The 14,744-nt window shown below is 42.3% G+C and carries 8 protein-coding genes; 1 reads left to right on the top strand and 7 read right to left on the bottom strand.

Annotated elements, in window-relative coordinates:
- On the top strand, positions 1-2,832 hold a 2,832-nt coding region (locus HFD85_RS15065; RefSeq protein ID WP_167611555.1), incomplete at its 5' end, for a T9SS type A sorting domain-containing protein.
- Between the two features lie 267 nt (positions 2,833-3,099).
- Here HFD85_RS15065 and HFD85_RS15060 read toward each other — a convergent pair.
- The 7 genes from HFD85_RS15060 to HFD85_RS15030 all read right to left on the bottom strand — a co-directional run bounded on the left by HFD85_RS15060 (position 3,100) and on the right by HFD85_RS15030 (position 14,730).
- Entirely contained in the window at positions 3,100-3,546 is a 447-nt protein-coding gene (locus HFD85_RS15060; protein WP_167611552.1) for a DUF4395 domain-containing protein, read from the bottom strand.
- A gap of 82 nt (positions 3,547-3,628) precedes the next feature.
- Positions 3,629-4,216: a Crp/Fnr family transcriptional regulator gene (locus tag HFD85_RS15055; protein WP_167611549.1), complete on the bottom strand. Its 588-nt coding sequence runs from the start codon at positions 4,214-4,216 to the stop codon at positions 3,629-3,631.
- A 426-nt stretch (positions 4,217-4,642) separates the two neighbouring features.
- A complete protein-coding gene (locus HFD85_RS15050) occupies positions 4,643-7,942 on the bottom strand; it encodes a PKD domain-containing protein (protein WP_167611546.1) in 3,300 nt (1,099 codons plus the stop codon).
- A gap of 35 nt (positions 7,943-7,977) precedes the next feature.
- Positions 7,978-8,349 carry a DUF4998 domain-containing protein gene (locus HFD85_RS15045; protein ID WP_167611543.1) on the bottom strand — a complete coding sequence of 124 codons (372 nt, stop codon included), beginning with the start codon at positions 8,347-8,349 and terminating at the stop codon, positions 7,978-7,980.
- Between the two features lie 11 nt (positions 8,350-8,360).
- Complete coding sequence (locus tag HFD85_RS15040) at positions 8,361-9,596, bottom strand: DUF4959 domain-containing protein (protein ID WP_167611540.1); 1,236 nt, start codon at positions 9,594-9,596, stop codon at positions 8,361-8,363.
- Between the two features lie 35 nt (positions 9,597-9,631).
- A complete protein-coding gene (locus HFD85_RS15035) occupies positions 9,632-11,548 on the bottom strand; it encodes a RagB/SusD family nutrient uptake outer membrane protein (protein ID WP_167611537.1) in 1,917 nt (638 codons plus the stop codon).
- A 29-nt stretch (positions 11,549-11,577) separates the two neighbouring features.
- Complete coding sequence (locus tag HFD85_RS15030) at positions 11,578-14,730, bottom strand: SusC/RagA family TonB-linked outer membrane protein (protein ID WP_206081979.1); 3,153 nt, start codon at positions 14,728-14,730, stop codon at positions 11,578-11,580.
- Between the last annotated feature and the right edge of the window lie 14 nt (positions 14,731-14,744).

Genomic DNA, 14,744 nt, shown 5'->3' with positions numbered 1-14,744 from the left:
GGTGACAATTGGATAAACCTCCATGTGGAAGATATACACGGGAACAGTGCAGATTACCCGGTACAGGTTACTGTAATCGACAACGAAGCTCCGTTTATTGATATTTACGGAGCTGTAATTGAAGCTCAAACAGAACCAGGTCAATGTTATGCATTAAGCTCCAGCCTTGAGCTGCCTCCTGTTTACGACAACTGTGGAGAGGCTTATGCCTGGTACCCTGATTCAGTGGAGTTACCGGTTGGCATAAACACTATTGAAGTCACCGCTGAAGATATTCATGGAAACTCTATTACCGAGCAGATTGAAGTCACAGTTATTGACAATGAAGCACCTGTTGTTATAGCAGATTCAGCAATCGTTGCATTTACTGAGCCCGGAATGTGTTCTGCCTTTGCTGACAATATCCCGCTTCCTGAGTTATGGGATAATTGTGGTATCAGTACTGCTTATTATATTGATGGTCCTGAAATACCGGTTGGTGACAATTGGATAAACCTCCATGTGGAAGATATACACGGGAACAGTGCAGATTACCCGGTACAGGTTACTGTAATCGACAACGAAGCTCCGTTTATTGATATTTACGGAGCTGTAATTGAAGCTCAAACAGAACCAGGTCAATGTTATGCATTAAGCTCCAGCCTTGAGCTGCCTCCTGTCTTCGACAACTGTAGTGAGGCTTATGCCTGGTATCCTGATTCCATACAATTACCGGTAGGGATAAACACCATTGAAGTCACCGCTGAAGACATCTATGGAAACTCAATTGCCGAGCAGATTGAAGTCACGGTTATTGATAATGAAGCACCTGTTGTTATTGCTGATTCAGCAATCGTTGCTTTTACAGAACCCGGAATGTGTTCTGCCTTTATTAATAACATCGCTCTTCCTGAGTTGTGGGATAATTGTGGTATCAGTACTGCTTATTATATTGATGGTCCTGAAATACCGGTTGGTGACAATTGGATAAACCTCCATGTGGAAGATATACACGGGAACAGTGCAGATTACCCGGTACAGGTTACTGTAATCGACAACGAAGCTCCGTTTATTATGTGTGCTCCAGATATTGTTCAGGAGAACGATCCTGGAATGTGTGAAGCCTTTGTTGAAGTAGCTGGTCCTGAAATCGCAGATAATTGTGAAATTAGTTATCTCGTGAACAATTATACAGGTAATTCGATTGCATCAGCCGTATACCCTGTAGGTGAAACCATAATAGAGTGGACAGTTTTTGATTTGCATGGCAATTCATCTACTTGTTATCAATCAATAACAGTGGAAGATAATGAGAAAGCAGTATTTGTAGCAGATTCTGTATTAACTGTCTCTTTGGACACAGGGAATTGTCATAAGGTTGCATCCAATCTAGAAATACCTTCGGTGATTGATAACTGTGGTTTAGCAGTAATTAATTACTTTGGACCGGATACCTTGTATAAAGGATTTATTGATGTAGTTTGGGAGGCAATTGATATTCATGATAATTCTACTCTGTTTTATCAGCAAATAACAGTTGTTGACACTGAAAAGCCCATTGTTATTCAACCGGAGGATTATGTACAGAAAAACGACTCTGGAACATGTGAGGCAACAATTGTTTTAACAGATCCTTTAGCTACTGATAATTGTTTGATCCATTCCATTACCAATGACGCACCGGAGATATTTGAAAAAGGTCTTAATGTTGTTACCTGGACAATTACAGATGATTCCGGAAATTTAACCAACGTAGAACAAAATGTGATTGTAGAAAATCCATTACCAGAACCAAATGTGTTCGAGACTTCGTATGATCCTGTTCATATCGATAGCATGGTAACAATATCTACATCCAGTAGTGACGATAATCTAACTGCTTCATACTGGCTATGGGACGATGGAAGTTTATCCGAAACCGATATCACGAATATTACGGCATCGCATTATTATGCCCAACCAGGAGTATATTCTCCGGCAATTGTTTTGATTGATGCATGTGGCGATTCAACAATTACCCATGTGGCAGACAGTGTAGTTGTAGAGGATCTAAACCTGAAGTCTGCCTTCATTTTAGGAGATGAACCGGAAAGTACAATAAAAAGATACATTGTAATTTATGATCCTGAGGGCGGATTTGTAACAGGAGGAGGTATATTCTATTCGCCCATAGGTGCATCAACTTGGTACCCAACTGCGACAGGTGTTGCCAGCTTCGGTTTTGTGTCGAAATACGTTAAAAACAAAGTTAATCCGGATGGTAATACTGCATTCAAATTTCAGGCAGGTGATATCGACTTTAAAAGTACTGAATATGATTGGCTAGTGGTAGCAGGTTCCAGAGCTAAATTCAAAGGATGGGGTAAAATTAATGGAGAAGGAGAATATGGCTTTATGATCTCTGCAATAGATGGTGATTTAAAAGAAAAAGGTGATCCTGACTTATTCAGAATTAAGATTTGGGATCGATATTCAGAAGAAGTGGTATATGACAATGAACTAGGTACTGAAATTGATGCTGATCCAACCACTACATTAATGGAGGGTTCCATTGTAATCCACAGCGAAATTGAGAAAAGTGGTGAATTAACGAATTCTGAGATTTTAGTTAATGTACAAGAAGCCATTAATATATATCCCAATCCGACATCTGGTATAATTAATATTACCGGATTTGATATTAACCAAACTTATCTTGTAAGACTAATCGATAATGCAGGTCGGGAAATTACCAGATATAAAGATGTTTCCAGCGATATTGAAATTGATCTGACGAATATGGCCTCTGGTCATTATCATGTAAACATAATTTGTGGCGATAAATTCGCTACTTTTCAAATCATTAAACGCTAAATGAATTTAGTCTTCGGATAATTAGATATTGAGAACCGTAATTTTAAAGCCTGAATATCAATAGATATTTGGGCTTTTTCATGAGATGCAACGTATAAGGATTAAGAGGGGCCAATCAACCCTTATGAGCCAGCATACAACTAATCATTCTCTGCCATTCCCGGATATTATATTCTTTATCTGGCATAGGTATTCTGACAATTGAACAGGGTTTGTCTATTTCAAAAATTAATTCAAGGTAAAAATTTCAGCAAAATACTAACGGTCTTAGTTCTTGTCCTTGTAAAATGGATAGACGATAAAGTTGTAAATGATACACCCAACACAATAATTAAAAACCGAGTCCAAAATGGATAAAACCATTAACAATCCTGCCGTAATTAATGCCCCGGATGTGTGACCGGTTAGCTGTAATATTGCGGCCATTAATGCGCAAATTAGTCCAAGTCGGGATGCAAATATTTTTGGTGCCAGATTAATGGGTTTCTTTTTAACATTTAAGGCAGATATTATGTACAAAGCCAAGAATCGAATCGGACTGTATTCCACCTTTAATGTTGCTCTTATAAAATAGTCAACGGCGACGATCCCTATGAACAGTGGATTTTTTGAATACAAAAACACACCCATAAAAACCACGTTAATGAAGACGGTCAACCGACTTACATTGCTATCTATCTTCTCGATGGAAATCGGACAAACAATTCCTTTCATTCTTGTTTCATTTGTTATTCTATTTTCAAAATAATGACAATTCGGTTTGAATAAAAATAACAAAAGATAATTATGTCCGTTTCTATGACTCTTTTTTATCCTTAATTCTGCTTTTTATTCGGGAAAGGGAAACCGTAGTCACTCCTATATAGGACGCTAAATATTTTTGAGGGACACGTTTTACCAGATTAGGTTGTTTTGTACACAGCTGTTTAAATCTTTCTTCCGGCGAAAGAATGGTGAAAAAAATGATTCGTTCCACACTTTCAGCAAGCACTTTCTTTAAGATATTGTTTTGTAATTTCAGAAGCTTTGGATGCTTCACCGTAAATTTTTCGGCAACTTCAGAGTTCAACATAAATATGACTGAATTCTCAATGGCTTCAATATTTTCTGTGGCAGGTTTATTGTAAAAAATAGTGGCGTGTGCACCGGTTTGGTTTCCTTCGGCACAAAAGAGCAGAGTCCTTTCTTCACCGTCGCTGGTTATAACATAGTTTCTTAGCAAACCTTTTAAGACAAAGATTCCGCTATAATTTTTTTCACCGGCCTTAATTATAAGTTCTCCGGCTTTTATTCTTTTTATCTTACCTAAAGAATAAATTAATTTTATATCGTCTGATCCAATAAATGGAAATGTCCTGAAATATTCAATGATTGATTCTTCCATTCAACTTAATAATGTTACAGTACTCATCTTTGGTTATTCTCATAACAATTATGTATCGAAATAGTTAATTGGACTTTCAAGCAGCTAAAATCAATCAGAAGTTATTCTAGTTGAAGATTGTTCTCTTATTATTTTGATAATGGAGTATTTGGTTTTTTGGAACAATTCAGGAAGTCAATTTTATGAAACAACATTGATTTTAATATCACCTTTTACTTCCATATTAACTCCAAATCACGAATAAATGGTCCGGAAAAAAACTTAACCATTTAGCGTGCAGTCAGTATTTCAAGCCTGCCTGCGGCAATACAGACAAAGGCAAGGAAAATAAAATAATCCAAACTTCCCGGCGATAAAACACTTTGATAAAAAGAAATGGGCTGTCTTTAAAGACAGCCCATTCATGATAAACAAAACTATGAAATACTAACGTATAACAACTTTACTTACTCTTACCCAATCGTCCTGGCTTACTTTTATAAAATAGATTCCCCTGTTTTCAAGATTAATTTCCACAACATTGTCATGTGAACTTGTCTTTGCTTCAACGAGCTTTCCGGTCAGATCAAATACCGACACGCTTTTTTCCTGAATTCCATCCATCGAAACATAGATCTTTCCATGGGATGGATTTGGATATACACTCAATCCCCCGTCCCCAATTTCTTCTATAGCAGTGGTCGAAGTCACGGTTATCAAATTCTCAACTTTTAAGGTATCAGCATCGTTTGCTGAGTTGTATGCAATTAAGGTTACCGTAAACGTTCCTGCCGTTGTGTAGGTGTATTCCGGCGATTGTTCCGTACTTGTATTTCCATCGCCAAAATCCCAGCTCCACGATACGGCATTTTCCGACAAATCAGTAAAATAAACGCTTAACGGATTATCGCCTTCTGTAACGTCGGCAAAGAAATCGGCTACCGGAGCTGGTACATTTTCTGCTTCCTTAAGCGAAACTTCGTCAATAAGCACCTTAAATTTATACTCAGTATTTTCCCAATCGTTATTACCGGTTTTGATAACAAAGTAGTAGGTGCCCGATGTTTCGGGAACAAATACTCCAACAGGTTCATCGCCGCAGGCATTATCCTGATAGGTTCCGTTCAGTCCTTTTGCAGCGCCACAGTCCCAGGTATTAAAAAATGCAATCAAGGTAGTTCCTTCGGCATCTTTTGCATAGTCAGAGCCATCAACAGGAGCACTCGTTCCAATCATCACTTCGCTCCAAAAATGATCGAGATTTTCACTTATATCGCGGAAAGCAGCTGTAAATGTATATTTCTTTCCTGCTACTAATTCAACCGGTTGCCAGATACAATAATTAGAAGTGGTATTTAAAGCAGTTGCCGAAATCATCAGGTTTCCACCTTCACCTGCTGCCAGCGTATCCTCTCTGTAATTCCATGTTGCTGTAGGAATAGCAGATGCATTCAGTGTGGTGATGTTCCAGAGGTTCGGATCTTCCATATTTCCGCCATACAGTTTTTCGCCTTCGGGCAGTTCGGGTTTTGCATTGGCTTTAACCAAATCGGTTTTCACCAAAACAGAATCGCCTTTTTCGTTGGTAGCGGTAAGCGTAACAGTGTACGTTCCCACGTTTTCGAAAGTATGTTGAGGATTTTGTTCCGTGCTTACTTCAGAACCATCGCCAAAGTTCCAACTCCACGATGAGGCGAACTTCGATTTATCGGTAAACTGCACAGTCAAAGGTGCAAATCCGAGCGGATTATCCACAGCAAAAGCGGTCATTGGTTTGGTACGTTTTGCCGTTAACGACAATTCATCCAGTGCCAAAGCAAATGGCATATCGTCGCTTGCCCACGATGTCGATCCGAATTTAATAACGAAGTAGTATTCACCGGTTGAATCGGGAATAAATGAGTTATTTGTACACGCATTGGCTGCAAATGTTCCATCGATACCTTTGGGGTTACATTCGGTACTCCAGGTACTGAAATCGGCCAGAAGAAACTTATCGGCGTCGTCTTTGCTGTAATCCACTCCATCAATAGGTTCCGAACCAATAAAGGCTTCATACCAGGCCTGGTTCAGGTTCGAGGTGAAATCTTTTACCGCAGCGTTAAAGGTGTAAACCGAATCGGCAGACAAAGTCACCTTTTGATAGATGGCATATTGAACAGTTGAATTATTGGACAAACCGGTAACAAATAAACAACCGCCGTCTCCCGCAGTCGGTGTATGTTCTGTGTCGTTCCAGCTTACAAGAGGTTCGCTGCCCGAAGGTGTCGAGAGAAAAGTAGTTTGCCATTTGGTTTCATCTTCCATATTGCCTCCGGAGAGTACACCACCGGCGACTACTTCAACAGGAGGATTAATAGTGATGTAGTCTGTTTTTGTGATGATAGAATCACCAACTTCATTGATGGCTGTCAGGGTTACGGTATATTTTCCGGCTTCTGTAAAGGTATGTGCGGGCGACTCCTCGGTGCTTTCTGCACTACCGTCGCCAAAATTCCATGACCACGATGTTGCCATTTTCGATTTATTGGTGAAAGTTACCTCAAGCGGAGCAATTCCGTTTACAACATTTGCCGTGAAATCCGGGATTGGATTTGTTCGTGCTGCAGTCAGTGAAAGTTCATCCACAATAATTTCAAAAGCCTGATCGGATCCATCCCACGAAGTGGAACCCATCTTCAATACAAAAAAGTATTCACCGCTTGAATCGGGCACAAATACATTGTAGTTGCCGGCATCGATATCCTCACTGAAAATACCATCGGCTTTGCTGTAGCCGGCCCAGGTACCAAAAGCTGCCAAGCGAAACTGCCCGTCGCCGTAATCATTGCCCTCAGTTGGCTCGGTTCCGATAAAAACTTCGCACCAGCTGTTGTTTATCTGCACGGCCTTAAATGCTCCGTCGAACGAATAAGAACTGTCGGCAGAAAGTGTTACCGACTGGTAAATGCAGTATTGTGAATTTCCGGCGTTGGTGGTTCCGCTAACGTGCAAGTTTCCACCTATTCCGGCATTGGGAACATCTGTTGTTGAATTCCATTCAGCAGTTGGCTCTGCTCCTTCTGCTGTATTCAGCAAGGAAATATTCCACTTGGAAGCATCTTCCATATTGCCACCCATAATCGATCCGCCGGCACTTAACTTTACCGGATCGCTTTCGGTGAGGCTCAATTCGTCAAGCATTACTTCAAATGTTTGCTCGCTGTTATCCCATGAAGTAGAACCCATTTTCACCACTAAATAGTAAGTTCCGCTGCTTGATGGTGTGAAAGTGTTGTAATTGGCCTGATCGATGTCCTGACTAAAAACACCATCATCTTTGTTATAGCCGGCCCAGGTGCCAAAGGCAGCCAGCCTTGTCTGACCGTCGCCGTAATCGCTTCCGTCGGTTGGTTGCGAACCAATAAATACTTCGCACCAACTGTTGTTTATTTGAACAGCTTTGTACGCTCCGTCGAAAGTATAAACCTTATCCGACGACAATTCTACCTCCTGGTAAATACAGTACTGCGAGTTGCCGGAGTTGGTTGTGCCGGTTACATACAAGTTGCCATCAACACCGGCGGTTGGTTGATCAACTGTATAATTCCACACTGCTGTGGGTTCCGCACCTTCAGCTGTGTTTAAATAAGAAATTTGCCAATTGGTGGAATCCTGCAGATTTCCTCCAATAAGTTTTTCGGTTTGTGCTTTTAATTCAGCATTGATCAAACCCAAAAAAATGATAAAAAGTAAAAGTTGTCTCATTTCCAGTAATTTTAGTTCGTATTTAGATAAATGATTTAGTTTTCTCCATTGGGAAATATTTGAATGCTTACCGGGATAGAATAGTTGTTAAATGCATCGATGGTGTAAACCGAAACATGGTAACCTTTGATCTCCAGGTTTTCCAGAACGGCTGTATCAACCATACTTTCAAACTTCAGGCTGTCATCCTGGTAATCGATCAGAATTTTTTTTGCAATGTCGCCTTCAGGATTATCCCAGGTAAGTGTGGCCGTTTTTAGACCGACCACTGCCTTCAGGTTACCGATCTTGGGGGCATAAACCTTTTCCATATTCAGGTAATCAACATAATTATCATCCATTTGACTGCATCCTGAAATGCTTAAAATGGCCACAACTGCTATCAGTATTTTCGTTATCTTTTTCATCTGTCTTACTTTCAATTATTTACATTATCAAGTCCAAACAATGTCAGCTCCGAGCCGTAAACATTGGTTTCACTTCCGTAACTCGAGGTAATGCTGAACTTGAGGTAACGGAAAGGATCGCTTGTATTATCGAGTTCAAATTCATGCCCATCGATGGCTTCCTGGATCTTCTCTGCCGGTATATTTCCATCTTCATCTTTCGGATCGCCAATGTCGAATTTTCCCAGGAGCAACCATTCCTGTTTGTCGTTGCTGGCATACAGATCGAAGGAGCGCATATTTTCGTTCTGGTAGTAATAGGGAGTTTCACTTACTCCGTTGTTACCGTCGACGTACCAATAGGCGCGTTGCCACACCACAAAACGGTTTAAAACGATCTGTTTATTGAAGTCGATGACAATGTCGAGCGGGTAATTGAGAATGCCCCCGTTATTGTCGCGATTGATGATGAAATAACTGTTATCGGCCGGCGATTCCTTGGTGTCGATAACATCGTCCCAGAAGTTTACCGTGGCTCCTTCCCAGGCATTTCCATCCACCGAAAGCGCATCAACCAGTGTCCACTGCGCCTTGTCGATTTTTTCTTCGAACAGGGGCTTGAGTTTTCCCACAAAGGCGCGCTCTGTTTTATTCCCGTTGAAATCTTCAATCATTACATCGAAATCGTAATAAACCGAGTCCATTCCGCGAATCACAAATGACTCCATTGCATTATTCGACGACAGAATCCGTTCATTTTCCTTTTCCGAATCCGTGTAATACACATACACGAACACTGTTTTTTCAAGCGGATTTTCCCATTCTATTTTAACGCCGCCCAGATCAGGTTGCATTTTAATGCTTTCCTGAACCAGGTAAATAAATGACTGAAGCGGAGTAACTACAATCTCCACACTCTCCGATTCGTTATTATGCTGATCGATTACTGTTAACGATACAGTGTGCGGTTCGGTATCGTTAAAACCGTCAATTTCAATCGCGTTTTTGAACCGGCTTGACACTTTGAAGACCTCGTTACCCAATGAGTTGGTGTATGTTGCCTTTACAAAAAGAATGTCGTTGTCGGAGGGCAATTCAAATGTTAACCGTGCCCCTCCGTTCAGGGCCTCTGCCTCTACATTAGTTACCTTCCCGGGAGGAGTGGTATCAATTTCTTCTTCGGTGCATCCGGTGTTCAGCAGTGCGAATATTAACAGTGACAAGACCGTTACACTGCTCATTAAATATTTCATTTTGCTCGTAATCATTTTTTGATTTTTTAAAGCTTTCATTCGTTTTTATTCTACCAACCCGGATTCTGTACCAGGTTCGAATTCACTATAATCTCATCGAGTTTAATCGGGAACAGGTAATCTCTGGGTGTTAGAAATGCCCGCTGTCCCACGTTTTTAACCGTGTAAAATTTATTGATGGCGCTCTCGTCGACACTCCAGCCCGTAACAGGCTTGTTAAAGTATTCGGCGGCCTTTTTCCATCGCCTGATATCGTAATAGCGCTGCCCTTCAAAAGCGAGTTCAATCATGCGCTCCTGTTGGATTATCTCACGCAAACCTTCCTTTGTTTTATGTTTGTTAGGAGTTATTGCCCAGGCTGCATTCGACCACGACTCCTCAACGGTAGGAATCCCTGAACGCTGACGAACGGAATTCAGTGCTTCATAAACCAGGTCTGACGGGCCGCTGTATTCATTCAGCGCTTCAGCATAATTCAGGTAAAGTTCGGCTAAGCGGATGATTGGCCAGGGGTAAGCAATCAGTTTGTTATAATCGTCGCCTTCCGAAGCCGGATGACAGATCTTCTTCAAAACATAGCCGGTAATTACATAATCGTTGGTATTTGCGCGACGGCCATTTTTTTCGCCTTTACGCATTTCAAGGTCCCATTTGGTTCCCCAGGTCCTGTAGATTCCACGGTCGAACCCAATGCTGGAGTAAAACCGGGGTTCACGATTCAGGTGCAAACGAGCCGTTACTTCTCCTTCCTGAGCATGTAGTTTGTCATCGGCCGGAACAACCGTAACACCGTATCGTCTGTCGTAATTAAATGTCAGATCCTCATCGATCGGCAGGCCGTTTTTTGTATAGTAGGTTTCTACAATTTGCAGCGTTGGCGATACCCACTGCCACGCACCATAACTCGATGAAGCATCGGGATTGATCATCATGGCTGCAGCCTGAAGTGTCCACCAGTCGCCATTATTTACCGGATCGGAATTCCCCCAGATCAATTCTTTGTTCCACTTGTCGGTAAACATGTAACGGTAATTGTAAAGCGCCTTTACTTCGTCGTTGCGGTAAGCAGTAGAATCGAAGTTGGGAACGATGTCGCTGTATGTATACAGCCCCAAACCATTTCCAAGAGCCGCATCAATGGCTGCTTTCGCGGCATCGGCCGCACGTTTCCATTTTTCGTTGTCGTAGGTGGTATTGAAAAACTTATTGCCTTCGGCGTCAACAAAGGTTTCATAAAATTCGGAGTTCCCATTGAAAAACGGGCTGGCAGCATAAAGCAAAACCCTCGATTTTACAGCCAATGCCGTAATTTTATCAACACGTCCAAGGTTATTGTCTGAAGTTATATGTTCGGGCAGATCGGCAGCAGCTGCATCCATCGTAGCCACAATGTACTCGAAAACATCATCAACTTTTTCCCGCTTCACCCGCACCGCCTCAACGCTTGCAGAAATCGGTAGGTTCTCGTCCACAATCGGTATCGGGCCGTACTGTTTCAGCAACAGAAAATGATAATACGCTTTCAGAAAAACAGCTTCCGCTTTCCATTGCTGCTTTTCGGTGTCATTCATGTCTTTCACCAGGTCGATATTATCGATCAGGGTGTTGCAATCGCGAATGGCTTTGAAAAGCGATTCCTGGCTCCTGCCGTGTGCATAATATCCCGACCAGAATCCCAGTAGCGGATTTGATGCGGATTGTTTTCCCCGCATTAATTCAACACCCGGTGTTTCCTGAGCAATGGGAGTCGTCAAGGCATCCGAAGCAAAAGCATGGGTTGAATAAACACCGTCTTGTTGTGGCAAATAATGGTAACAGGTACTCAGTGCTTTGTAGGCCGCTTCTTTGCGTTCAAAAAGAAGATCTATTTCCTGGGTCTTATCCGGTACAATGTCCAGGTAATCGGAACATGCACCAAGTAGAGCCAGAATTGGAATTACGAATAAATATTTTTTATAGGATTTCATAGTTCTCATTTTTTAGTTGAATTGTCCGATCAGATAGTCAGGTTTACACCAATGTTAAAAATTTGCTGAGGTGGATATCCCAACCCGTTACCGGCCATTTCAGGATCCCACAACTTGAATTTACTAATGGTAAAAAGGTTGGTTCCACTGGCATAGAATCGTATGTTTTCTATCTTAATTCGTTGCGACACCGAGCGTGGAATTGTGTATCCAAACTCAAGGCTTTTCAGGCGAATAAAGCTTCCGTTTCGCAGCCACCAGGTTGAACTGTATTCGTTGTTGGGCACCGACATGGTGGAAAGTCGCGGCCAAAAAGCAAAAGGATCGGGGTTATCATCCGACCAGTGATTGTCGGAAATGATCTTCAAGGCATTTCGCTCGTCGATAAACGGTGCAATATTCGATGGGTTAATAAAGAATGATTCGCGTGCCACCCCCTGGAAGAAGAATGACAAGTCGAAATTTCCATAACCGGCCGAAGCACCAGCGCCATAAACAATTTCAGGAACAGAAGGGTAACCGATCGGCACCATATCGCGATCGTCAATCTGCCCGTCTTCGTTCACATCTACGTATTTTATATCGCCCGGCTTGTAGTTAAAGCCCGAGCTGCTTTGGTTAAACTGTGGCGGCGAATTTTCAAGGTCGTACTGATCGATGAAAAGTCGTTCGGCAACCAGCCCCCACTGCTGATTAATCGATTGCCCGATGTGGCTCATGTAATCGTATTGATAATCGGGCTCGCCGTTTTTCAAAACTTTATTGGTTGCATAGGTGAAGTTCATCCTAGATGTTAGCCACAGTTTGTTGTTTATCGAATGGTTATAGTCGAAGGAAATATCAATTCCCCGCGATTCTGCCTCGCCGATGTTACTGCTAATCGGGGCAGTAAGGCCCATGGTTTCGGGCGTGTATTCGCGCGCCCAGTAAATGTTGCTGCGGTTCTCGATAAAGTAATCTACCTGCAGGTTGGCCTTTTCGTAGAGTTCCAGTTCGAGGCCAAAATTTGATTTTTCAGCTACTTCCCAGGTTACATCGGGATTTGAATAGCGATTGATGATATAGCCCGAATACGAATTGCCAAAATCGCGTCCGAATGTATACCCGCGCGACCAGTCGTTCAGGTTCACATCCGATAAATAGAAGAACCTGTCGTTGGGGTCGGAAATAGCATCATTCCCCACAAGCCCATAAGTTGCTTTTAGTTTCAGATTCGTAACAACCGATGACAGATTTTCAAAAAATGGTTCGTTTGAAACCAGCCAGCCTAAACCTGCTGAAGGAAAGAATCCGAACCGATGGTCTTCGGCAAATTTCTCTGAACCATTGTACCCAAAGTTGAATTCAATAAAGTACCGACTGTCGTAGGCATAAGTTGCTCGTCCTGACAATCCAAGGTTTCGCGATGGCAAAGTTGAATAGGCATTGCCTCCTAAAGTATTCATCGATTCTTTACGCGTAAAAACCAACAAACCACCAATATCATGCTTGTCTCCAAAAACCCTGTTATACTGCGTTACCAGCTCGAAATAAAAACTACTGTTCGCCTGGTTTTGCACCACAGGATCGTTGAGGTATTCTGTACCTTCCTGAATTTGGTAAAGTTCGTGTTGAATGCCATCTTCAGTTTCTACCTCGGCCATTCCGTAATAAAAGGGTGTAAACTCGCGTGCATTCTCATTCATGCTGTAATTCCGAACGGAAGCCATTCCCCTGAACTTCAAGCCCTCGGTTATAAAATCCAGGTCCTGCTCAAGTTGAAACTGGGAAAGAATGGTAGAGGTGAACCGGTCTTTGTACCCTTTTACCATATCGGCGTAAGGGTTCGGCATTCCCCCGTTTCCTTTATTTCCGAAAAGGGTATGATTCACATACAGGTAAGGCTCTGCTTTTGGGTAATATTTCGGGAAGTTTACAGGATTGGCCTGCATTACCGAGCCAAAAATCGAATTCGCATCGTTCACCGGCCCGTTGTAGGTATCGAACAAGGAATAGAATTTAACCGCCGCCCGCGTGGTTTTGGTCAGGTTTATGTTAACGTTGGCCCGCAGATTATACCGGTTGATGTCGATGTTGTTGTTGAAATTATTCAGGTTATCAACTTTCAGCAAACCTTTTTCGTTGGTGTACGAAACCGATAAATAATACTGGGCCACTTCTCCACCCCCGTTGATGTTCATGTTTGCCCGTTTGTTGAAAACGGCGGTCTTGAACAACTCGTTGTACCAGTTTACATTGGGATAGATGTTTGGATCGAGGTTGCGTCGTGTTCCTTCAATTTTTTCTTTGGAGTAAAAAAGCAGTGCATTCGGATCGCGTGTCCTTAAAGCTTTGTTGTACAATTCCATGTATTCCACACCGCCCAAAAATTCATTGGTCATGGTTGGTGTCGAAATAGAATTTTCAACGCGAACAGAGACTTTGGCTTTTCCTTTACGTCCTTCTTTTGTGGTAACCAGAATGACGCCATTTGCTCCACGCGCACCATAAAGTGCTGTTGCTGTGGCATCTTTCATGATCGAGAAACTGGCAATGTTATCCGGTTCTATCCGGGCCAGGTCGTTCGAAGAAACTTCCAGACCGTCGATCAGGATCAGCGGATCGTTTTTGTAACCAAAAGTGGTCACACCCCGGATAAAGAATTCGGCATTGTCGGCTCCCGGTTCACCCGAGCGCTGGTACGAAATTACACCTGCCAGCTTACCGGCAAAAGCAGCCGTAAGGTTGGATGGCGCCACTTTCAACTCCTTTGGATTTATGGTGTTGATCGAACCGATCACACTTTCCTTCTTTTGTTTTTGAAAGGCAACCACCTGCACCTCATCCAGTGATTCACTGGATTCCCCCATCACAATGTCGATCACATCAGATTGGCCGGCCACTCTGATCTGGGTAGTAAATCCAATAAAAGAATACCGAATGGAATCTCCTTCACTAATATCAGAAAGAGCGTATTTTCCGTCGATTGAGCTCACCGTTCCGTTTGTGGTTCCCAACTGCAGAACGGTCACTCCGGGTAATGGAATACCTTCCTTATCGACCACGGTACCTGAAATGATCTTCGTCTGAGCCGAAACCATAAAGTGGCCCAGAATTAAGAACAACAGCAAGGTAATAGTTCGCCTGCTTGTGCGTCCCGAAAATCCGGTTTTAGTTTTTTTGTTTAGATTTAGTTTGAACATATTCTTAAAGCTTT

Source organism: Maribellus sediminis (genome assembly GCF_011799805.1).
In the GTDB taxonomy this organism is placed as follows: Bacteria; Bacteroidota; Bacteroidia; order Bacteroidales; family Prolixibacteraceae; genus Draconibacterium; species Draconibacterium sediminis_A.
This window is presented reverse-complemented; position numbering and strand designations above follow the sequence as displayed.

Excerpts from the sequence above, each read along its gene's own strand:
- HFD85_RS15050 (WP_167611546.1), bottom strand. The coding sequence starts at position 7,942 with ATGAGACAACTTTTACTTTTTATCATTTTTTTGGGTTTGATCAATGCT.
- HFD85_RS15060 (WP_167611552.1), bottom strand. The coding sequence starts at position 3,546 with ATGAAAGGAATTGTTTGTCCGATTTCCATCGAGAAGATAGATAGCAAT.
- HFD85_RS15035 (WP_167611537.1), bottom strand. The coding sequence starts at position 11,548 with ATGAAATCCTATAAAAAATATTTATTCGTAATTCCAATTCTGGCTCTA.
- HFD85_RS15030 (WP_206081979.1), bottom strand. The coding sequence starts at position 14,730 with ATGTTCAAACTAAATCTAAACAAAAAAACTAAAACCGGATTTTCGGGA.
- HFD85_RS15040 (WP_167611540.1), bottom strand. The coding sequence starts at position 9,596 with ATGATTACGAGCAAAATGAAATATTTAATGAGCAGTGTAACGGTCTTG.
- HFD85_RS15055 (WP_167611549.1), bottom strand. The coding sequence starts at position 4,216 with ATGGAAGAATCAATCATTGAATATTTCAGGACATTTCCATTTATTGGA.
- HFD85_RS15045 (WP_167611543.1), bottom strand. The coding sequence starts at position 8,349 with ATGAAAAAGATAACGAAAATACTGATAGCAGTTGTGGCCATTTTAAGC.